Genomic DNA, 19,721 nt, shown 5'->3' on the forward strand with positions numbered 1-19,721 from the left:
CGTCCCCTGCGGCAAGGCCCAGCGTGATCGGTGCCGGTCGCGGTGACCGGCACGAGGAGCGCGAGGGAGGACACGGTGCGACTGCTGACCATCGGCGCGTTCGCCCGGGCGACCGGCCTGAGCGCCAAGGCGCTGCGCATCTACGACGACTGCGGGCTGCTGCCCCCGGCCGCTGTGGACCCGCACTCGGGCTACCGCTACTACGCGCCGGAGCAGGCGGACCGGGCGCGGCTGATCGCCGGGCTGCGCCGGGCCGGGATGCCGCTGGCCGAGATCCGTACCGTCTGCGGTCTGCCGCCCGCCGCCGCCGCCGAGGCGCTCGACGCCTGGTGGCGGCGGGTCAGCGCGGACACCGCGGCGCGCGGCCGGGCCGTCGCGCTCCTCGCCGACAGGCTCAGCGAGAGGGGCACCACCATGTCCGAGACCACCTTCCGGTACGCGACGCGCTGCGAGACGGGCACGGTCCGCGACTCCAACGAGGACACCGCGTACGCGAGCGCGGCGCTGCTCGCGGTCGCCGACGGCGTGCGCGGTCCGGCCGGGTCCGCTGCCAGTGCGGTGGCGGTGGACGCGCTGCGGCCGCTGGAGCAGGCGGACGACTCGCAGGCCGACCTGCTCGCCGCGCTGGCCGACGCGGTGACCCGGGCCGATCGGGCGGTACGCGCGCACGCCACCGGCACCGACCAGCCAGCCACCACGCTCACCGCGCTCGTGCGGCGTGGCACCCGGCTCGCGCTGGTGCACGTCGGGGACAGCCGGGCGTACCTGCTGCGCGGCGGCGAGCTGTCCCGGCTCACCCAGGACCACACGTACGTGCAGACGCTCGTCGACCAGGGACGGCTCACCCCGGCCGAGGCGGGATCGCATCCGCAGCGGGCGCTGCTGGCCCGGGCGCTCGGCGCGGGCGCCGAGGTGGAGGCGGACCTGGCGCTGCGGACCGCGCTGCCCGGCGACCGCTACCTGCTCTGCTCCGACGGCCTCTCCGCCGTGGTGGACCCGGGCGCGCTGCACGCCGCGCTGGCGGAGGCGGACGATCCGGCGGCCGCCGTCGAGCGCCTGGTCGAGCTGGCGTACGCGGCCGGCGCGCCGGACAACATCGCCTGCGTGGTCGCCGACCTCGCGACGTGATCCCCGCGACCCGGGCCGGGATGTCCGGCCCGGGTCGTACCCTGGCGATCATGCGAATCGGCATCGTGATCCTGCCCGACCAGCGGTGGTCGGAAGCGCGTCGGCGGTGGGCCCAGGTGGACGAGTGGGGCTTCGACCACGCCTGGACCTACGACCACCTGGGCTGGCGTGACCTGGTCGACGGGCCGTGGTTCGACTCGTGGACGACGCTCACCGCGGCGGCCGGCGTGACGTCCCGGGTGAAGCTCGGGACGCTCGTGGCGTCGCCGAACTTCCGGCACCCGGCGGCGTTCGCCCGGCAGGTGACCGCGCTCGACGACGTGTCGGACGGCCGGGTGCTGCTCGGCCTCGGCGCGGGCGGCATCGGTTTCGACTCGGCGGTGCTCGGCGGCGAGACGCTGCCGCCCCGGCAGCGCGTCGACCGGTTCGCCGAGTTCACCGAGTTGCTCGACCTGATTCTGCGGGAGGACGGCACGACCTGGCGCGGGGAGTGGTTCACCGCCGTGGACGCGCGCAACAACCCGGGGTGCGTCCAGCAGCCCCGGGTGCCGTTCGTGATGGCCGCGAACGGTCCCCGCTCGATGCGGCTGGCCGCCCGGTTCGGGCAGGGCTGGGTCACCACCGGGCTCGGCGGCGACGACGTCGAGGCGTGGTGGGGCACCGTGGCGGAGTTGTCCGAGCGGATGACGCGGACGCTGGCGGAGGCCGGCCGTGACCCGGCGACACTCGACCGCTACCTGTCGCTCGACTCGGCACCGGTGTTCTCGCTCACCAGCGCCGACTTCCTCGCCGAGCAGGTGGCCCGGGCGGCCCGGCTGGGTTTCACCGACGTGGTGACGCACTGGCCCCGGGCCAGCAGCTGGTACGCGGGCGACGAGGCCGTGCTGGTGGAGGCGGCGGCGTTGCTGCCGGAGCTGCGCCGGGCCGGTTAGGTGCCGACGCTGCCCTCGGTGGAGACCACCCGGAACCGGAGGCGGACGACGGCTGTGTCCTCGGTGACCGGTGTGCCCTGCCGGGCCCAGTAGGCGCCGTGGCCCTCGCGCCACTCCTCGATCGACCGGTCGGTCTTCACGCCGGAGAGCACGAGGGTGTTGAGCCGGGTACGCAGCTCACCGGGCGTGCCGAGGGCGAGTGCGCGCAATCCACCGATGCGGGGCCACATGCTGCCGACGCTACGGCACCGTACCGCCGTCGCTCACCCGGTTCACCGTCGTCTCACGGCAACTGGTCGCCGGTGACCAGGGCGCGCAACGTCAGCCGTTCGGCGACCGCGGGCGGGCAGGTCGCGACCAGTGCGGCGGCCCCGATCAGGGCGGCCCCGGCGTCGCGGACGACCCGGCACAGCGCGTCCAGTTGCGCGCCGGTGTCGACCCAGTCGTCGACGAGCAGCACCCGGTCGCCGGGGTTCAGCCGCCGGCCGTCCACGCCGACCCGCAGCCGCCGTCCCCGGTAGTCGGGAGGCGTCTGCGCCCAGCGCGTCGGCCCGGCCCGGCGTCGCTCGCCGCCGTCCTTGTACGCGGGCAGGAAACCGGCTCCGGCGGCGACCGCCACCAGTGGGCCGAGCAGTAGCCCGGTCACCTCGGGGGCGATCACGACGGTCGGGTGATCGTCGGGGAACAGTCCGGCCAGGGCCGGCCCGACCTGGGCCAGCACGTCGGGGTCACGCCACCAGCCGGAGATGTCGCTGACCAGGTGGGTGCTGCCCGGGCCGGGGTCGATCCACTCGAACAGCTCGACCAGGCGACGACTCAGCACGGTTTCCATCCTGGCGGATCGGTGGGCCGTTCGGCCGATCGACAGTGGCGTGATCGGCTACACGTACCAGGGTAAATACGGGCATAGCACCATGATCACGTTGACTTCGGAAGTGCTTCTCTCGTTACGGTCCGGGCCGGTTTGTTCAGTTGACGAAAGGACCGGGCCGGTGGCTGCTAGGCACCTTCGTACCCGCAAGTTCTCCTCGCCCGCCGCCATCGCCGCGACCGCGGCGGTCGGCGTGGCGCTCGCGGTCGGCGGTACCGTCGGCGCCGTGCGGCTCACCTCCGCCGAGCCGCCCGCCGAGCCGGCCGTGGCCGAGACGCTGCCCAGCACGCCCGCCCCCACGTCGGCCGCCCCCTCGCCGAGCGCGTCCGCCTCGCCGGGCGCGAGCCTCAGCCCGTCGCCGAAGGCCACCCCGAGTCCGAAGGCGAGCCGCACCCAGGCGGCCTCCCGGAGCAAGGCCCGGACCGCCGCGCCGTCGCCGACGGCGAAGAAGACGAGCAGCCCGAAGGTCGTGGACAGCGGCTCCTGCGGCGCCTCCTTCTACGCCGAGGGTCAGATGACGGCGAACGGCGAGACGTTCAACCCGGACGCGCTGACCGCCGCGCACAAGACGCTGCCGTTCAATACCAAGGTCCGGGTCACCAACCCGGCCAACGGCAAGTCGGTGGTGGTGCGGATCAACGACCGTGGCCCGTTCATCGACGGCCGGTGCCTGGACCTGTCCCGCGCCGCGTTCGCGACCATCGCCGCCACCAGCCTCGGCCACGTCAACGTCCGGTACGAGGTGCTCGGCTGACCGGCCACTCGGGCAGAACTTCCATGACCGACGGGCCAGGTTCATTCTCCCGTTCACGTCCATCAGGCATGCTGTCCGATGTACGCACGCAACCCTTCCAGCCGGGCCGAGGCCCGCTGAGTCCCGGATCCCGCGCCGGTCTCGGCGCGGCCCTCGCGCTGCTCGCGATCGTGGCCGCCGTGGAGATGGCCGACGGCCGCCCGGCGCACTACCTCGCGCTGATGGTCGTCGCGCCGCTCCTCGCGGCGGCACTGGCGTCCTGGCGGGTGGTGCTCGCGGTCGGCGGCCTGGCCACCGCCATCGGGATCGGCTTCGCGGTCGCCGAACGGGGTAGCCCGCTGGTGACAGTGGTCAACGTGACAGCCGTCGGGGTGGCCACCGCTATCGCTGCTGCCACGGCGGCGATACGCCAGCGCCAGGCGGACCGGATCGCGGAGTTGTCCCGGCTCGCCTCGGTCGCCCAGCAGGCGGTGCTGCGACCGCTCGGCCCGCAGGTCGGCACGCTCGCGGTGGCCGCCCGGTACATCTCCTCCACCGCGACGGCCGAGATCGGCGGCGACCTGTACGAGGTGATGGACACCCCGTACGGCGTCCGCATGATCATCGGTGACGTACGGGGCAAGGGACTGGACGCGGTCCGCCTGGCCAGCATCGTGCTCGGCTCCTACCGGCACGTCGCGTACGAGCGGGCCGACCTGCGCGCCGTGGTGACCGACCTGGATCGCGCGGTGGCCCGCAACGTCGGCGACGAGGACTTCGTCACCGCCGCACTGATCGAGGAGCGCGGCGGCACGCTCACCATCGTCAACTGCGGGCACCCCTCGCCGTTGCTGCTGCGCCGGGGTGCGGTGATCCCGCTGGAGCCGCCCGCGCCCGCGCCCCCGCTCGGCTTCATGCCCGTGGTCCGGCCCCGGGTGGAGCGGCTGGAACCGGGCGACCGGCTGCTGCTGTTCACCGACGGGCTGGGCGAGGCGCGCCGGGACGGCGAGTTCTTCCCCACCGCCGACCGGGCCTGGCGGCTGCTCGGCCACGGCACCGTCGCGGACGGGCTGGCCTCGCTGGAGACCGCCCTGGTCGAGTGGGTGCACGGCCGGCTCGACGACGACATCGCGCTGGTCCTGATGGAGTACGTCGGGCCGCGCAGCACCACCGCCACCCCGGTTCCGAGCTGGGAGGTCGGCGCCGCCGACTGATGAACGGGAAGTGTGTAATCGCTGTCACTTCCGAGATCGGCTTGTCGTTGCCTACCGGTGAGTAATACAGTCTGGAGTTACTGATCGGTAACACCTGTCCGGGAAGCGGGGCCAGCGAGCATGACCCACTACAAGAGCAACGTGCGGGACCTCGAGTTCAACCTGTTCGAGGTCTTCGGGGCGGACCGGACGTTCGGCCAGGCGCCGTACACGGACCTGGACGTCGACACCGCCCGTAGCTTCCTCTCCGAGGTCGACCGCCTCGCCCGCGAGGACCTGGCCGCCAGCTACTCGGACAGCGACCGCAACCCGCCGGTCTTCGACCCGGCGACGTTCACGGCGCCGCTGCCGGAGTCGTTCAAGAAGTCGTACAAGGCGTTCATGGACTCCGAGTTCTGGCGCCTGGACCTGCCGGAGACCCTGGGCGGCACCAACGCCCCGCGCGCCCTCTGGTGGTCGCTCGCCGAGCTGGTGCTCGGCGCCAACGCCCCGATCTGGATGTACGCCTCCGGCCCGTCCTTCGCGCACGTGCTGCACGTCGAGGGCACCGAGGAGCAGAAGAAGTGGGCCCGGCTGTTCATCGAGAAGCAGTGGGGCTCGACCATGGTCCTCACCGAGCCGGACGCCGGCTCCGACGTGGGCGCCGGCCGTACCCGGGCGATCCAGCAGCCGGACGGCTCGTGGCACATCGAGGGCGTGAAGCGCTTCATCACCTCCGGTGAGCACGACCTGAGCGACAACATCGTCCACTACGTGCTGGCCCGTCCGGTCGGCGTCGAGGGCGTCGGCGGCCCGGGCACCAAGGGCCTGTCGCTGTTCGTCGTGCCGAAGTACCACTTCGACGCCGAGACCGGCGAGCTGGGCGAGCGCAACGGCGTCTACGCGACGAACGTCGAGCACAAAATGGGCCTGAAGGTCTCGAACACCTGCGAGGTGACCTTCGGCGAGCACGGCGTACCGGCCAAGGGCTGGCTGCTGGGCGAGAAGCACGACGGCATCCGCCAGATGTTCATGATCATCGAGTACGCCCGGATGATGGTCGGCACCAAGGCGATCGCCACGCTCTCCACCGGCTACCTGAACGCCCTGGAGTACGCCAAGAACCGGGTGCAGGGCGCCGACCTCACCCAGATGGCCGACAAGACCGCCCCGCGGGTGACCATCACCCACCACCCGGACGTGCGCCGCTCGCTGCTGCTGCAGAAGTCGTACGCCGAGGGCCTGCGCGCGCTCGTCTGCTACACCGCGAGCTGGCAGGACAAGGTCGCGATCGCCGAGGCGGCCGGTGACGAGAAGGCCACCAAGCTGGCGAAGCGCGTCAACGACCTGCTCCTGCCGCTGGTCAAGGGCGTCGGTTCGGAGCGGGCGTACGAGCTGCTCGGCCACGAGTCGCTGCAGACGTACGGCGGCTCCGGCTTCCTCCAGGACTACCCGCTGGAGCAGTACGTCCGGGACGCCAAGATCGACACCCTGTACGAGGGCACCACCGCGATCCAGAGCCTCGACCTGATCTTCCGGAAGATCGTCCGGGACAACGGCAAGGCCCTGATGGCGGTCGCCGCCGAGATCCAGGAGCACATCGCCTCCGAGGCCGGCAACGGCCAGCTCAAGGAGGAGCGTCAGGCGCTCGGCAAGGCGCTCGCCGAGATCCAGAACATCCTCGGCGTGATGACCGGCTGGCTGGGCGAGGCCCAGGGCGGCGACACCCGCGCGCTCTACAAGGTCGGCCTGGGCAGCCGCCGGTTCCTGCTGGCGATCGGCGACCTGGTGGTCGGCTGGCTGCTGCAGAAGCAGGCGGACGTGGCGCTGAAGGCGCTGGCCGGCGAGGTCTCCGCTGCCGACAAGTCCTTCTACACCGGCAAGATCGCCGCGGCCCGGTTCTTCGCCCGCGAGGTGCTGCCCCGCGTCGGCGCCGACCGGCGGATCATCGAGGGCGCCGACCTGGAGATCATGGACCTCCCGGAGGAGGCTTTCTGAGCCCTTCCGGGGGCTTTCACCCCTGAAGCGTCACTCTCCCCCTCATGACGACGGCCGGCGGGCTGGTGCCCGCCGGCCGTCGTCATGCGTGTGCCCGGGGTGGATAGGCGGCCCGGTGGCGGGTAACCGTCGCGGACCACGACCGGAGTACGCCCAAGGCCATCGCACGGGGGAGTGCAGCGCACATGGGCATTGGTAGCGCCATCTTTCTCATCGCGCTCGGCGCGATCATGACCTTCGCCATCCGGGCCAACGTCTGGTGGATCGACCTGCGCGCGGTCGGCTGGGTGTTCATCCTGGCCGGGCTGGGTGTCCTGCTGACCACGCTGTGGTTCTGGCAGGACCGCCGCAAGCGGGCCCGCACGCTGATCGTGGAGGAGAACCGGCTCTCGCATCCCACAGCGATGATGCCGCCGCCGCCCGATCCGCCGCCGCCGACTGCGCCGCCGTCCTGACGCCGCGTCTCAGCGGCCGATCCGGTCCAGCTCGGCGAGGTCGTCGCCGGTGAGGGTCAGCCCGGCGCCGGCGACGTTCTCGCGCAGGTGCGCGACGGACTTGGTGCCGGGGATCAGCAGGATGTTCGGCGAGCGCCGGAGCAGCCAGGCCAGGGCGACGCCCATCGGCGTCGCCCCCAGGCGTCCGGCCACCGCCGACAACGCCGAGGACTGCAACGGGGTGAACCCGCCGAGCGGGAAGAACGGCACGTAGGCGACGCCCTGCCGGGCCAGCTCGTCGATCAGGTCGTCGTCGCCCCGGTGGGCCAGGTTGTACCGGTTCTGCACGCAGACGATCGGCGCGATCGCCTGCGCCTCGGCCACCTGCTCGGGCGTCACGTTGCTCAGGCCCAGGTGGCGGATCAGACCCTCCTGCCGGAGCGCGGCGAGCGTCTCCAGCGCCTCGGCGAGCGACCCGGGCTGCGGGCCCGTGGCGTCGCCGAGCCGCAGGTTGACCACGCCGAGCGTGTCCACGCCGAGCGTCTCCAGGTTCTCCCGCACCTGGCGCCGCAGGCTCTCCGGATCCCGGGCCGTCGGCCAGCGGCCCTGCTCGTCCCGGTCCGCGCCAACCTTCGTGACGACGTGCAGCGAATCCGCGTACGGGTGCAGCGCCTCCCGGATCAGCCGGTTGGTGACGTGCGGCCCGTACGCCGCGCTGGTGTCGATGTGGGTGATGCCGAGTGCGACCGCCTCGCGCAGCACCGCCAGGGCGCCGTCGTGGTCGGCGGGCGGTCCCATGACCCACTGGCCGGCGAGCTGCATCGCGCCGTAGCCGAACCGGGTGACGGTCAGGTCGCCCAGCGTCCAGGTGCCGCCGGGAAGGGTGGTGCGGGCCATGCGTACTACCCCTTGGCTCTCGTCGTCCGTTACGCGACGCCGCCGGGTCGCGGCGCCAACCTCCACTATCGGGGTGTAACTTTCTTCTGGGAAGTAGGCACCTGAAAGTGCGTAGCTCACCGGACGGCAGGAGCAGAGATGAGCAAGGCGGAGTACGACGCGTTCCTGGCCCAGTGCCCCAGCCGGCAACTGCTCGACCGGATCGCCGACAAGTGGGTCACGCTGGTGCTGGCCGCGCTGCGCAGCGACGGCTCGCACCGGTTCGGTGCCGACTGCGCAGGTGTCCCGCGCCCGATGCGCTACTCGGAGCTGTCCCGCACGCTCGCGGGCGTCAGCCAGAAGATGCTCACCCAGACGCTGCGCGCCCTGGAACGCGACGGCCTGGTCACCCGCACCGTGGAGCCCACAGTGCCGGTCACAGTCACCTACGAGCTGACAGCGCTCGGGCTCTCGCTGCTCAAGACGATCCAGGGCCTGAAGGTCTGGGCGGAGACGCACATGGACGATGTGCTCACCAACCGGGCCGCCTACGACAGCCGGGTCTGAGTCGTACCGGTCAGGCGCGGGCGGTGTGGCGGGCGGTGAGCGGCGCGCCACCGGGGGCCAGGTCGGCCCACCGGGCCGTCGGCCGGTGCACCACGAGGTCGGTGGTACGGAGCCCGTCCGGGTCGGCCCGCTGCGGGTCGAGCAGCGCCGAGAGCAGCGAGACACCCGGGTTGTGCGCCACGAGCAGCACCGTGCCGGCCGTCGGCTCGACCGTCCGCACCAGTTCCAGCAACTGGTCCGGGTGCGCGTCGTACGCGGCCGCCTCGTACCGCACCGCCGGGACCGCCCCCGCCGGGCCGCCCTCCGGCGGCGAGCCGGTCATGCCCATCGCCACGTCGTGCCAGGTCTGCCGGGTGCGACGCGCGGGCGAGCAGAGCACCACGTCGGGAAGCAACCCCTGCCGGGCCAGCCAGGCACCGGCCGCCGCCGCGTCGGCGTGCCCCCGCGCGGTGAGCGACCGCTCCGCGTCCGGGCCGTCCGCTGGCTGCTCGGCCTTGGCGTGCCGCAGCAGCACCAGCGTCCGCTGCCCGTTCCTGCCGTCCGTCATACCGCCCAGCTTGCCTGATTGACGATCGAAGCGCCTGGGTATGTCGATGTGTGCCGCTACCTCATCCATGGCCGCGGCGGGCAGGAAACGCCAGCAGGACGCCAAGGAGGCGACGTCATGGGCATCGGTGCCAGCATCTTCCTCATCGCGCTCGGCGCGATCTTCGCGTTCGCCATCGACGCCGATCTGGGATGGCTGAACCTCAACGTGGTGGGCTGGGTGCTCATGCTCGCCGGCGTCGCCGGCCTGCTCACCACGCTCTACTTCTGGAACAGCCGCCGCCGGGTCGTGGCCGCACCGGTGCGCGAGCAGGTGGTCGCCGAGCCGGTGGTGCCGGTGCGCGACGACCGCGTCGTGCGCGAGGAGTACCGCGAGGTGCGCCGCCCGGACTCGGGCTACCCGGCCTGACCCCCGAACCCGAGGGCCCCGCGACGGTGCGGGGCCCTCGCGCACGTCCGGGGTGAGCCCGGTCAGGCGAACAGTGCGAAGTAGATCGCGATGTGGTGGCAGATCGCCGCGACGAGCGTGCAGGCGTGGAAGAACTCGTGGTGCCCGAAGACCGTGGGCCACGGGTTCGGCCGGCGCAGCGCGTAGAACACCGCGCCCACGCTGTAGATCGCGCCACCCACGCTCAGCAGCACCAGCGCGGTGACGCCACCGGCGTGCAGGATCTGCGGCAGCATGGCCACCGCGACCCAGCCGAGCGCCAGGTAGAGCGGGGCGGAGACCCAGCGCGGCGCGTGCGGCCAGATCAGCTTCACCGCCACGCCCGCGATCGCGCCGCCCCAGACCAGGCTCAGCATGATCGTGGCCTGCCGGTTGTCCAGCAGCAGCGCGCAGAACGGTGTGTAGGTGCCGGCGATGAACACGAAGATCATCGAGTGGTCCATCCGGCGCATGATCTGGTAGCCGCGTTCGGACCAGACCCGCCGGTGGTAGAGCGCGCTGGTGCCGAACAGCCCGCACACGGTGAAGCTGTAGATCAGGCAGCTCACCAGCGGCGCCCAGCCGGGACGACCGGCGGCGATCGAACACAGCACGATGCCGCAGACGAGAGCGGCGAAGAACGCGTACGCGTGCAGCCAGCCGCGCATGCGCGGCTTCCCGATGTCGGCCGGCCGGAGCCGGAACGGTGCGGAGGTCGTCACCTCAATAGGTTACGACAGCGTAGGTTACTTGTAAGTAGTGTGGACCGTCACCTTACCCGGCGGGAGGATGACCGGATGCTGATCCGGCCGGTCGGGGCGTACGCCCTGCTCCTCGACTGCGACGACGCGGAGCAGGCACAGGCGTGGCGGACCGAACTGTGGCGCCGGCGCGAGGCGGGCGAGCTGACCGCCACCGAGATCGTTCCCGGCGCGGTCACCGTGCTGCTCGACGGCGTACCGGACCCGCAGGCGGCAGCCGCGCGGATCGCCGGCTGGCGGCCCCGGACCGCCGCCTCCGGCGCGGCCACCACCGAGGTCCGGGTACCAGTCGTGTACGACGGCGAGGACCTTCCGCTCGTCGCCGGCTACTGGCACGTCGACGTGCCGGCAGTCGTCGACCGGCTGCGGCGTACCGAGTTCCGGGTCGCGTTCTGCGGGTTCGCGCCCGGGTTCGCGTACCTGACCGGGCTGCCGTCCGAGCTGGCGGTGCCCCGGCTCGCCACGCCGCGTACCCGGGTACCGGCCGGCTCGGTCGCGCTCGCCGGCCCGTACGCGGGCATCTACCCGGCCGCGTCACCCGGTGGCTGGCTGCTCGTCGGCCGTACCGGCCTGCCGCTGTTCGACGTGCACGCCGACCCACCGGCCCGGCTCACCCCCGGCACCCGCGTCCGCCTGGTCGACGCGTCGTGATCGAGGTGCTGCGGGCCGGGGCCCTCACCACCGTTCAGGACCAGGGCCGACCCGGGTGGGCGCACCTCGGCGTACCCCGCTCCGGCGCGCTCGACCCGGCGGCCCTGCGCCTGGCGAACCGCCTCGTCGGCAACGACGAGCACGCGGCCGGGCTGGAGATCACCATGACCGGCTGCACGCTGCGCGTCACCCGGGCCGTGGCGGTCGCCCTCACCGGCGCCCCGGCCGACGTGGTGGTCGAGTGGCGGGCCGGGGCCGCACAGCGCCGCCCGGGGGACGTGGGACGGCCGCTCGCGCTGCCCGCCGGTGCGGTACTGCGCGTCGGACCGGCCCGAACCGGGGTGCGGACCTGGCTCGCTGTCAGCGGCGGGATCGCTGTCGAACCGGTGCTCGGCAGCCGCGCCACCGACACGCTCTCCGGCCTCGGACCGCCGCCGCTGCGCGACGGGGACCGGCTGCCGCTCGGCACCCCGGCCGGCCCACCCGCACCGGTCGACCTCGCCGTCACCCGGCCGGTCCCGGACGAGCTGCGGCTCACAGTGCGCCCCGGCCCCCGGCAGGACTGGTTCACCCCGGAGGCGCTGGACGTGCTGTGCCGCACCGCGTACACGGTGAGCCCGGACAGCAACCGGGTCGGCGCGCGGCTGGCCGGCGCGGCGCTGACCCGCGCGGTCGCCGGCGAACTGCTCAGCGAGGGCCTGGTGCTCGGCGCGGTGCAGGTGCCGCCGGACGGCCGGCCGCTCGTCTTCCTGGCCGACCACCCCACCACCGGCGGTTACCCGGTCATCGGGGTGGTGGACGACGTGACAGCGCTCGCCCAGGCCCGGCCAGGCACTACGGTGACGTTCCATGGACCTCAACGCTGACCTGGGCGAGGGATTCGGAAGCTGGCGGCTGGGCGACGACCACGCGCTGCTCGACCTGATCAGCTCCGCGAACGTCGCCTGCGGCTTCCACGCCGGTGACGCGGCCACCATGCACCGGGTCTGCGCCGGAGCCGCCGAACGCGGCGTCGCGGTGGGCGCGCAGGTCGGCTACCGGGACCTCGCCGGCTTCGGCCGGCGGCACATCGCGTACGACTTCGCCGAGCTGCGCGACGAGACGATCTACCAGCTCGGGGCGCTCGACGCCTTCTGCCGGCTGTACCGCACCCGGGTCCGCTACCTCAAACCGCACGGCGCGCTCTACCACGCGGCGGCCCGCGACGAGGGCCAGGCCGCCGCGCTGGTGGCGGCGATCAGCGGGTACGACCACGAGCTGCCGGTGCTCTGCCAGCCCGGCACCGTGCTGGCCCAGCTCGCTGCGGGCGCCGGCCTGCGGGTGGTGGCCGAGGGCTTCGCCGACCGCAACTACCTCCCGAACGGCACGCTCGTGCCGCGCAGCTCACCGGACGCGCTGGTGACCGACCCGGAGCAGGTGGCCGTCCGGGCGGTACGGATGGCCGTCGAGCGCACGCTGGTCGCCGTCGACGGGACTGTGATCCCGGCCCCGATCGAGTCGATCTGCCTGCACGGGGACACACCGGGTGCGGTGCGGTGCGCGGAGCTGGTAAGGGCCGCACTCATCGACGCGGGGGTCACGCTCACTCCGTTCGCGTGAAAGGAAGGGCCCCCTCTTAACGCCTCCGGTAGAGGAAGGGACCCTTCTTAACACGCACCGTCAGGCGTCCATCCCGCGCAGGACCAACGGCACGCGGGTCGCGCCGCCGGTGACCACCCGGACCGGCACGCCCCAGTCCTGCCGGGTCAGGTGGCAGGCCGCGTGCTCGACGTCGGCGTCGCAGGTCGCCGCCTGGGCGGTCACCTGGAGCACCCCCTGCGCCACGTCGCCGCTGACCACCAGCTTGCGGGACAGGTCGGTGGTCGTGCCCGCGCCCTCGACCAGCAGCTCCGGCGGGGACGCCGAGACCACGAGCCGGGTCGACGGCCCGTACGTCTCGTCGAGCTTCTGTCCCGGCGCCGGGGTGAAGATCACGTCTAGCGTTAGCTCGCCGGCGGCCACGTCCGTGGGCTTGCGTTCCAGCCGGTGCTGGGGGCCGTCCACCGTGTTCGCCCCGGCCGAGGTCAGCGCGCCCGGCGCCAGCCGGGTCAGCCGGTGCGCGGCCGACTCGACCACCAGCACGTCGCCCTCGCCGGTGAGCACCAGGTCGCTCGGCTCGGCCAGCCCGTCCGCCACGGTGCCCACCTGCCCGGTCTCCGGGTCGAAGCGGCGCACCGCACCGTTGTACGTGTCCGCGATCAGCACCGAGCCGTCGGGCAGCGCGCACACGCCCAGCGGGTGCTGGAGCAACGCCTGGTCGGCCGGGCCGTCGACGTGCCCGAAGTCGAACAGGCCCTGACCGGCGGCGGTGTGCATCTCGCCGCCGGAGACCCAGCGGATCGCGCTGGTCTCGCTGTCGGCGATCCAGAGCCGGGAGCCGTCGGCCGAGACGGACAGCCCGGACGGCTGGGCCATCCACACGTCCGGCAGCGGGCCGTCGCGCAGCGCCTCGACAGTGGTCCCGGCGTACATGCCGGCGGTCCGCTTGATCGGGTCGAACCACCAGAGCTGGTGGATACCGGCCATCGCCACGACCACCCGGTCGTCGTACCAGGCCACGTCCCAGGGGGAGGAGAGGTCGACCGCGCGGGCGTCGTGCGCGTGGTCGTCGACAGTCGAGCGCCACTGCCGTCCGGTGCCGGCCACCGTGACCACCTCGCCGGAGGACAGCTGTACGCCGCGCAGCAGGTGGTTGACCGTGTCCGCGACGACCACGTCGTAGCCGGCCACCTCGGCCACGTGCGGCGGCAGCAGGCAGAGCCCCTGTGGCTCGGCGAACGTGGCGGCGGAGGCCGGGCCGTCCGTCCGGCCCCGGGAACCGGCGCCGATACGGCGGACCACCGTCTCGCCGTCGGCGGCCAGCTCGACCAGTGAGTGCCGGGCCGAGTCGCTGACCAGCAGGTTCCCGCCGTCGAGCGGCAGCGCCTTGCCGGGGAACCGCAGCACGGTGTCCGGCTCGGCCGGCGGCACGTACGGCCCCTCGCCCCGGTGCAGCGTGCCCTTCGCCTCGTGGGTAACGACCAGCTCGTCGATCAGCCGGGCCAGCCCGTCGGCGTGCCCCTCGCCGGCCATGGTGGCGACCACGTACCCCTCGGGGTCGACCACGGCGAGCGTCGGCCACGCCTTGGCCGCGTACTGCTGCCACATGTCCATCTCGGCGTCGTCGAGCACCGGGTGGTGCACGCCGTACCGTTCGACGGCCGCGGCCAGCGCCGCCGGGTCCTTCTCGTGTTCGAACTTCGGCGAGTGCACGCCGATGACGACCAGGACGTCGCCGTACTTGTCTTCGAGTGGACGCAGCTCGTCGAGCACGTGCAGGCAGTTGATGCAGCAGAACGTCCAGAAATCGAGCAGGACGATCTTGCCACGCAGGTCGGCCAGCGTGACGGCCTTGCCGCCGGTGTTCAGCCAGGCCCGACCCCGCAGTTCCGGTGCCCGTACGCGTGCGCTCATGCCCCCATCGTGCCGCACCGGCCGGGCGCGCTCCCGGCGATCCCGGGGTGAACAGACGCACACCGGAACGGCGCGGAGCGCCCACCCCGTCAAGGGGTGGACGCTCCGCGTACGTGCGGTTACTGGCCGGCGGGCTTCAGGCAGAGCACCCGGGTGGTCCCGCCGCCCTCGACCGAGATCGAGGGCTGCGACAGATCCGCGCACTTGTCCTTGTTGTCCACCTTCGACACCACGCTGAACGCTCCCGGCTCACCGCAGTCGGCGGCCACGGCGCTCGTGCCGGACTGCTTCACGCAGGAGCCGACCGCCGGGTCGAAGCCGGCCGACTTGTCGTCGCCGACCTTGCCGAGCAGCGCCAGGAGGCCGAGCGGTACGGCGAGGATGAGCACGGCCGCGATCAGCACGGCGGCGAGCACCCGGCCGTTGCGCACCTTCGGCGGGGGCGCCTCGATCTGCGACTCGGGGGCGTCCGGCTTGAACGCGTCGAAGCGGCCCTGCTCCGGCTCGGTGCCGGGCCCGTTCTGCGACCAGGCCGGCGGGGCCTGCTGGCCCGGCGGGAAGGCGTTGCCGCCACCCGCCGGGCCCTGGCCGGGCACCGCGACCGAGGCGCGTCCCCCGGCGGACGGGCCGAACCGGTCCGGCTCGCCGAACGGCTCGGGCCGACCGGCCGGGCTGCCGAACGGGTCCTGCTGGCCGGAGCCGCCGAACGGCGCCTGCTGCCCGCCCGGACCGCCGAACGGGTCCGGCCGGCCACCCGGGCCGCCGAACGCGTCCTGGCCGCCGGGAGCGCCGTACGGGCTCTGCGGGCCGCCGAACGGGTCACGGGCGGCGTCGGGCTGCTCGCCGCCCGGGTGCACGCCGTTGGCGGGACGGGTGTTGCCGGGCGGGTCCACGAAGGACGGCACGCCGACCGGGAACGACGGCGGCGCGGCGGGCGAGGAGGGCGCGCCCGCGTACCCGTGCGGGCCGTCGGCGTCCTCGGACCGCGACTGCGGGCCGGGGAAGCCGTTGCCGTGCGGCCCGTCCTGGCCGGGGAACCCGGGCTCGTCCTGCTCGGGGGCGTCCTCGGGCTCCGGGCGCGCGGGCCGCCCGTACACCCGGGGCTGCGGAGTGGGGCCGCCGGTCGGCAGCGGCTGGTCGGACGGCGGGGTGACCCGGCTGGCCACCGGCACCGACGCGCTCGCCGAGACCGGTCCGCCCTCCGGGGAGGTACGCGGTCCGGGAACGGCGGGCGACTGCGGCTCTTCGGGGCGGGACGCGTTCCAGCCGCCGTCGCCGCGCTCCGGCTCGTACCCCTGGGGTTCGGGGCCCGGCTGGTCGGTGGGCGGCGACGCGGCGAGCGCGGCACCCGGCACCCGCTGCTGCTGCGCGGGCAGCGGCACGGCGTTGCCGGGGGAGATGCCCGGCGCGGGGGCCGGCTGGTAGGCCGGGGCGGAGCCTTCGGACCGGCCCCACGCCTCGGCCTGCGGCCACGGCTCGGGCGACGGTGCGGCCGCACGCTCGTCCTGGTTGCCGCCCCAGCCGGCGGGCGCGTCGGGTGACGGCACGGACACGCTCGCGCGGGCCTCGGCCGGCGCGGCGGCGCCCCAGGCGGGCTGCGCGGGCTCGTCCGACGGCCGCCCGGGCTCGTGCTGCTGCGGTACGGACGCCGCGCCGCTCCAGGCGCCGCCCTGCTCACCGGGGTCACGCTGCTGCGGTACGGCGGCGCCGTCACCCCAGCCGCCGGACTGCCGGCCCTGGTTCGGCTCCCAGCCGCCCTGCTGTGCCGCCTCGGCGGGGTTCGCGGCGCGCCCGGCGGCCCAGCCGCCCGAGCGGTCCGGGTCCTCGGTGCGGGCGGGCTCGTCCCAGCCGCCGGACCGGTTCTCGGCCTGCGGGGCGGCCCAGCCGCCGGAACGCTGTCCCTCGTCGTGCTGTGGCCCACCGGTCGCCCGCCAGCCGCCGCTGTCCTCGGCCGAGTGGTTGTCCTGATCGGACTGCTCCGGAGTGGACCAGGCGTTGTCCGGCCGGGCGGAGCCGGGCACCGAGACCGCTGCGGCGGCCCGGGCGGGCGGGTCGGCCGGCGGCCAGGTGGCGCCGGTCTGCTGACCCGGCGCCCAGGCCGGCTGGCTCTCCCGCGGGTTCCAGCCGCCCGAGCGGTTCGGGTCGTCGGACGTGGCGGGCTGCTCGTCGCGCGGGGCCCAGCCGCCGGAGCGGCTCGGGTCGTCCTGCTGCTGCTGCGCGGCGGCCCAGCCACCGGCGCGACCGGAGGCGTCGTCGTGCTGCCCGCCGGTGGGCGCGAAGCCGCCGGAGCGGTGCGGGTCGTCAGCGGAGGCGGACGTGACCCAGGTCTCGTTCGGCACGGTGGCCGGGGCGGGCACGTAACCGGTGCCGCGGGCGGCCGGGTCACCGGACGGCGACCAGCCCGGCTGTTCGCCGGAGCCCCACCCGGGGCGGTTCTGCTCGGCGGCCCAGGGGGCCGGCGACGGCTCGGCCGGGCTGCCCGGCGGTGTGGCGGCCCAGGCGGGCGGTGCCTGCTCGGCGCCGCGACCAGGGCCGGACTGCTCCTGGTTGCCCCAGGTGGGGCCAGCGGAACCGGCCCAGGCGGGGTTGCCCTGGTCGTCGCCGCCCCAGGCGGGCTGCTGCGGGACCTGGGCGGTCGCCCGCCCGGTCACCGGCTGCCCGGTGGGCGGGGCCCACGCGGGTGGCTGGTCGTCGTTCGCGGCCCAGGCCGGGGCCGGCTGCGCGGGCCGACCGGCCGGCGGGGGCGGTGCCCAGCCGAGGTCGGGTGCGCCGTTGTACCCGTTGTCCTGCTGCGCCGGCTGATCGCCGTACGGCACCGGTCCGCCGGTGCCCGGCGACACCTCGCCCGGCTCCTGGCCGGGGCGGTGCGGAGCCTCGGACGTCATGGGTGCGCCTCCTCCATCACAGGTCGGCCGCCGATGCCGGTCGGGGAACCGTCGGCACGGCTGCCGGCGTCGCCGGCGGGTACCGGCCGTGCGGGCTCCCCGCACCGTATCCGGTGGTCGCCCGGGGCCGCCCGGGGGAGCATCAGCGGTCACCGAAAGTCACCGGACGACGTCGATGGGTTTCGTTGTCCCGCATCCGTCCGGAGTCAGCCGGTTGGCGACCGTGCCAACCGTACCGGGCGGTGGAGCGAGGTGGAATCCCGGTGCCGACCGACACCGATACGCCGAAGACCCGCCCGGCACCGGGCGGGTCTTCGGACTGGAGGAGGTGAGAAAGGTCTGTGGCGTCAGCTCACGTGACGCTGGGCGATGGCGAGAAGCTCCTCGCGGACCGCGGGCGAGTTGGCGGAACGCAGCGCGTGCTCGATGGCGCGGGCGCGGCGGTTGGCGTCGCGGCGGGTGCGGATTCGCTCGATTATGCTCATCTTGGGTCTCTCCTCCTGGCTATTCGGTTGTCAGCCCCTTGATGTCTCTATTTAAGCGCACCGAGCCCGTCATTGCCATCGATTATTAGGTGAGCTGAACCACGTACCTACGGATCGTAGGTCTATCCACCCCTGAGTCCTATGATTCCGTTCTCAAGACGGTCACGGCCGGTGTGCCGGGCGTTCACCCGTGGCACACCGGCCGTGACCGGAGCGGTGGTTCGTCAGGTCCAGGCGAGCAGCGCCGCCTCCGGGTCGGCCAGGAAGTCCCCGATGTCGCGGAGGAACTTCGAGCCCAGCTCACCGTCGATGATCCGGTGGTCGAAGGACAGGCCCAGCGTGGTCACCAGGCGCGGCTTCACCTTGCCCTTGTGCACCCACGGCTGCTCCCGTACCGCGCCGAAGGCGAGGATCGCCGACTCACCCGGGGGCAGGATCGGCGTACCGGTGTCGACGCCGAAGACGCCGACGTTGGTGATGGTGAGCGTGCCGCCGGACATGTCCGACGGGGACGTCCTGCCCGACTTCGCGGTCTGCACCAGTTCCGTCATCGCGTCCGCCAGCTCGCGCAGCGAGAGCCGTCCGGCGTCCTTGATGTTCGGCACGATCAGGCCGCGCTCGGTGGCCGCCGCGATGCCGAGGTTGACGTACTCCTTCACCACGATCTCGTCACCGGCCCAGGTCGAGTTGACCATCGGGTGCCGATCGACCGCCAGGAGCACCGCCTTGGCGACCAGCAGCAGCGGCGAGACGCGTACGTCCCGCCACTCGCGCCGGTCACGCAGCCGGTCCAGTGCCTTCATCGCCCGGGTCACGTCGACGGTCAGGAACTCCGTCACGTGCGGGGCGGTGAACGCCGAGCGCGCCATGTTCTCCGCGGTGAGCTTGCGTACCCCCTTGACCGGGATGCGCTGCTCGCGGTCCGCGCCGAAGCTCGCGACCGACGCCGCCGGTGCCGCGACAGTCAGCGGCCCGGCCGCCGCCGGGGTCGCGCTCGCCGCCCGCTGTACGTCCTCACGGGTGATCGAGCCGAGCGGACCCGAGCCGGTGAGCGTGGCCAGGTCGATGCCGAGATCCTTCGCCAGCTTGCGGACCGGCGGCTTGGCAAGCACCGGACCGGAGACCCGGCCGTTGCCGTTGACCGCCGGTGCCGGTGCCGGTGCCGGTGCCGGTGCCGGTGCCGGTGCCGGTGCCGGCGCCGGCGCGGGCGCCACCGGCGCGGGCGCCACCGGCGCGGGTGCCACCGGGGCGGCGGCCTGAGCCGGCGGCGCGGCCGGCACGTCACCCTTGCGCGGGCGGCGCTTGGCCGGCGCGTTGCGCGGGCCGTAGCCGACGAGCACGGCGGTACGCCCACCCGGGGCCACGCCACCGATCAGGCCCGGCTCGACCATGCCCTCGGCGGGCGCGACCTCGACCGCTGCCAGCGACGCTGCCGACGGAGCGGGCAGGTCCGACGCCGGGGTCGCGGTCGTCGACTCCTCGATCGGCCCGGCGCCCGGGTCGGTGTCGATCGCGATGATCGGCACGCCGACCTCGACAGTGGACCCCTCCGGGTGGAAGATCGCCTGCACCCGGCCGGCCCACTTCGCCGGGATCTCGACCGCCGCCTTGGCGGTCTCCACCTCGACGATCGGCTGGTTCAGCTCGATGTCGTCGCCGACCTTGACCAGCCAGGCGAGGATCTCGCCCTCGGTCAGGCCCTCACCCAGGTCGGGAAGGTTGAACTCCTTGATCCGGGACAT

General features: G+C 73.7%; 20 protein-coding genes. 11 read left to right on the plus strand and 9 right to left on the minus strand.

The genetic code is table 11. From position 1 onward, the window contains the following. The first annotated feature begins 75 nt into the window (after window positions 1-75). Window positions 76-1,128, plus strand: a complete 1,053-nt coding sequence (locus tag O7622_RS04795) for a MerR family transcriptional regulator (protein WP_282312033.1) — start codon at window positions 76-78, stop codon at window positions 1,126-1,128. 20 nt (window positions 1,129-1,148) lie between these two features. Further along, window positions 1,149-2,060 carry an LLM class flavin-dependent oxidoreductase gene (locus O7622_RS04800; protein WP_282314041.1) on the plus strand — a complete coding sequence of 304 codons (912 nt, stop codon included), beginning with the start codon at window positions 1,149-1,151 and terminating at the stop codon, window positions 2,058-2,060. Here O7622_RS04800 and O7622_RS04805 read toward each other — a convergent pair. Beyond that, window positions 2,057-2,290, minus strand: coding sequence for a hypothetical protein (locus O7622_RS04805; protein WP_282312034.1), 234 nt, complete (start codon window positions 2,288-2,290; stop codon window positions 2,057-2,059). The genes O7622_RS04800 and O7622_RS04805 overlap by 4 nt on opposite strands. A gap of 53 nt (window positions 2,291-2,343) precedes the next feature. Then, the gene (locus O7622_RS04810; RefSeq protein WP_282312035.1) at window positions 2,344-2,892 is read right to left on the minus strand and encodes a phosphoribosyltransferase family protein; all 549 of its coding nucleotides are present in this window, start codon (window positions 2,890-2,892) and stop codon (window positions 2,344-2,346) included. Between the two features lie 160 nt (window positions 2,893-3,052). Between O7622_RS04810 and O7622_RS04815 the strand changes: the two genes are divergently transcribed. The 4 genes from O7622_RS04815 (at window position 3,053) to O7622_RS04830 (ending at window position 7,310) form a co-directional block, all read left to right on the plus strand. Further along, window positions 3,053-3,685 (plus strand): septal ring lytic transglycosylase RlpA family protein, encoded by a 633-nt coding sequence (locus O7622_RS04815; protein ID WP_282312036.1) that lies wholly within the window; start codon window positions 3,053-3,055, stop codon window positions 3,683-3,685. Window positions 3,686-3,753: 68 nt separating this feature from the next. Continuing rightward, window positions 3,754-4,878, plus strand: a complete 1,125-nt coding sequence (locus O7622_RS04820) for a PP2C family protein-serine/threonine phosphatase (protein WP_091330479.1) — start codon at window positions 3,754-3,756, stop codon at window positions 4,876-4,878. Between the two features lie 120 nt (window positions 4,879-4,998). Continuing rightward, window positions 4,999-6,855 (plus strand): acyl-CoA dehydrogenase, encoded by a 1,857-nt coding sequence (locus O7622_RS04825; RefSeq protein WP_282312037.1) that lies wholly within the window; start codon window positions 4,999-5,001, stop codon window positions 6,853-6,855. 185 nt (window positions 6,856-7,040) lie between these two features. Next, entirely contained in the window at window positions 7,041-7,310 is a 270-nt protein-coding gene (locus O7622_RS04830) for a DUF6458 family protein (protein ID WP_013283345.1), read from the plus strand. Window positions 7,311-7,319: 9 nt separating this feature from the next. Here O7622_RS04830 and O7622_RS04835 read toward each other — a convergent pair whose 3' ends face one another. Beyond that, complete coding sequence (locus tag O7622_RS04835) at window positions 7,320-8,186, minus strand: aldo/keto reductase family oxidoreductase (protein WP_282312038.1); 867 nt, start codon at window positions 8,184-8,186, stop codon at window positions 7,320-7,322. Window positions 8,187-8,324: 138 nt separating this feature from the next. On the opposite strand from O7622_RS04835, the gene O7622_RS04840 reads away from it, so the two are divergent. Further along, window positions 8,325-8,732, plus strand: a complete 408-nt coding sequence (locus O7622_RS04840) for a helix-turn-helix domain-containing protein (protein ID WP_282312039.1) — start codon at window positions 8,325-8,327, stop codon at window positions 8,730-8,732. 10 nt (window positions 8,733-8,742) lie between these two features. Here the strand turns inward: O7622_RS04840 and O7622_RS04845 are convergent, their stop codons facing one another. Next, entirely contained in the window at window positions 8,743-9,279 is a 537-nt protein-coding gene (locus tag O7622_RS04845) for a histidine phosphatase family protein (RefSeq protein WP_282312040.1), read from the minus strand. 117 nt (window positions 9,280-9,396) lie between these two features. Between O7622_RS04845 and O7622_RS04850 the strand changes: the two genes are divergently transcribed. Then, complete coding sequence (locus O7622_RS04850) at window positions 9,397-9,687, plus strand: DUF6458 family protein (protein ID WP_282312041.1); 291 nt, start codon at window positions 9,397-9,399, stop codon at window positions 9,685-9,687. A 62-nt stretch (window positions 9,688-9,749) separates the two neighbouring features. On the opposite strand, the gene O7622_RS04855 is transcribed toward O7622_RS04850, so the two are convergent. Then, window positions 9,750-10,427, minus strand: a complete 678-nt coding sequence (locus O7622_RS04855; protein ID WP_121685723.1) for a hemolysin III family protein — start codon at window positions 10,425-10,427, stop codon at window positions 9,750-9,752. Between the two features lie 75 nt (window positions 10,428-10,502). Between O7622_RS04855 and O7622_RS04860 the strand changes: the two genes are divergently transcribed. The 3 genes from O7622_RS04860 to O7622_RS04870 are packed head-to-tail and all read left to right on the plus strand — an operon-like array spanning window position 10,503 to window position 12,716. Next, window positions 10,503-11,117, plus strand: a complete 615-nt coding sequence (locus O7622_RS04860; protein WP_282312042.1) for an allophanate hydrolase subunit 1 — start codon at window positions 10,503-10,505, stop codon at window positions 11,115-11,117. Beyond that, window positions 11,114-11,983 carry a biotin-dependent carboxyltransferase family protein gene (locus O7622_RS04865; protein WP_282312043.1) on the plus strand — a complete coding sequence of 290 codons (870 nt, stop codon included), beginning with the start codon at window positions 11,114-11,116 and terminating at the stop codon, window positions 11,981-11,983. The genes O7622_RS04860 and O7622_RS04865 overlap by 4 nt, the downstream gene beginning before the upstream one ends. Further along, window positions 11,967-12,716 carry a 5-oxoprolinase subunit PxpA gene (locus O7622_RS04870; RefSeq protein ID WP_282312044.1) on the plus strand — a complete coding sequence of 250 codons (750 nt, stop codon included), beginning with the start codon at window positions 11,967-11,969 and terminating at the stop codon, window positions 12,714-12,716. The genes O7622_RS04865 and O7622_RS04870 overlap by 17 nt, the downstream gene beginning before the upstream one ends. A 60-nt stretch (window positions 12,717-12,776) precedes the next feature. Here O7622_RS04870 and O7622_RS04875 read toward each other — a convergent pair whose 3' ends face one another. From O7622_RS04875 to O7622_RS04890, 4 genes are all read right to left on the minus strand, one after another. Beyond that, window positions 12,777-14,609, minus strand: a complete 1,833-nt coding sequence (locus O7622_RS04875; RefSeq protein WP_282312045.1) for an NHL domain-containing thioredoxin family protein — start codon at window positions 14,607-14,609, stop codon at window positions 12,777-12,779. 119 nt (window positions 14,610-14,728) lie between these two features. Continuing rightward, window positions 14,729-17,494, minus strand: coding sequence for a hypothetical protein (locus O7622_RS04880; RefSeq protein ID WP_282312046.1), 2,766 nt, complete (start codon window positions 17,492-17,494; stop codon window positions 14,729-14,731). Between the two features lie 347 nt (window positions 17,495-17,841). Next, complete coding sequence (locus O7622_RS04885) at window positions 17,842-17,979, minus strand: hypothetical protein (RefSeq protein WP_282312047.1); 138 nt, start codon at window positions 17,977-17,979, stop codon at window positions 17,842-17,844. A gap of 224 nt (window positions 17,980-18,203) precedes the next feature. After that, complete coding sequence (locus O7622_RS04890; protein WP_282314042.1) at window positions 18,204-19,721, minus strand: dihydrolipoamide acetyltransferase family protein; 1,518 nt, start codon at window positions 19,719-19,721, stop codon at window positions 18,204-18,206.

It is taken from the genome of Micromonospora sp. WMMD1076 (genome assembly GCF_029581475.1).
Lineage (GTDB): Bacteria > Actinomycetota > Actinomycetes > Mycobacteriales > Micromonosporaceae > Micromonospora > Micromonospora aurantiaca.

Coding starts and splice junctions, on each gene's coding strand:
- O7622_RS04885 (WP_282312047.1), bottom strand. CDS start 17,979: ATGAGCATAATCGAGCGAATCCGCACCCGCCGCGACGCCAACCGCCGC.
- O7622_RS04820 (WP_091330479.1), top strand. CDS start 3,754: ATGCTGTCCGATGTACGCACGCAACCCTTCCAGCCGGGCCGAGGCCCG.
- O7622_RS04840 (WP_282312039.1), top strand. CDS start 8,325: ATGAGCAAGGCGGAGTACGACGCGTTCCTGGCCCAGTGCCCCAGCCGG.
- O7622_RS04870 (WP_282312044.1), top strand. CDS start 11,967: ATGGACCTCAACGCTGACCTGGGCGAGGGATTCGGAAGCTGGCGGCTG.
- O7622_RS04875 (WP_282312045.1), bottom strand. CDS start 14,609: ATGAGCGCACGCGTACGGGCACCGGAACTGCGGGGTCGGGCCTGGCTG.
- O7622_RS04845 (WP_282312040.1), bottom strand. CDS start 9,279: ATGACGGACGGCAGGAACGGGCAGCGGACGCTGGTGCTGCTGCGGCAC.
- O7622_RS04800 (WP_282314041.1), top strand. CDS start 1,149: ATGTCCGGCCCGGGTCGTACCCTGGCGATCATGCGAATCGGCATCGTG.
- O7622_RS04890 (WP_282314042.1), bottom strand. CDS start 19,721: ATGTCCCGGATCAAGGAGTTCAACCTTCCCGACCTGGGTGAGGGCCTG.
- O7622_RS04835 (WP_282312038.1), bottom strand. CDS start 8,186: ATGGCCCGCACCACCCTTCCCGGCGGCACCTGGACGCTGGGCGACCTG.
- O7622_RS04810 (WP_282312035.1), bottom strand. CDS start 2,892: ATGGAAACCGTGCTGAGTCGTCGCCTGGTCGAGCTGTTCGAGTGGATC.
- O7622_RS04880 (WP_282312046.1), bottom strand. CDS start 17,494: ATGACGTCCGAGGCTCCGCACCGCCCCGGCCAGGAGCCGGGCGAGGTG.
- O7622_RS04805 (WP_282312034.1), bottom strand. CDS start 2,290: ATGTGGCCCCGCATCGGTGGATTGCGCGCACTCGCCCTCGGCACGCCC.
- O7622_RS04825 (WP_282312037.1), top strand. CDS start 4,999: ATGACCCACTACAAGAGCAACGTGCGGGACCTCGAGTTCAACCTGTTC.
- O7622_RS04850 (WP_282312041.1), top strand. CDS start 9,397: ATGGGCATCGGTGCCAGCATCTTCCTCATCGCGCTCGGCGCGATCTTC.
- O7622_RS04830 (WP_013283345.1), top strand. CDS start 7,041: ATGGGCATTGGTAGCGCCATCTTTCTCATCGCGCTCGGCGCGATCATG.
- O7622_RS04860 (WP_282312042.1), top strand. CDS start 10,503: ATGCTGATCCGGCCGGTCGGGGCGTACGCCCTGCTCCTCGACTGCGAC.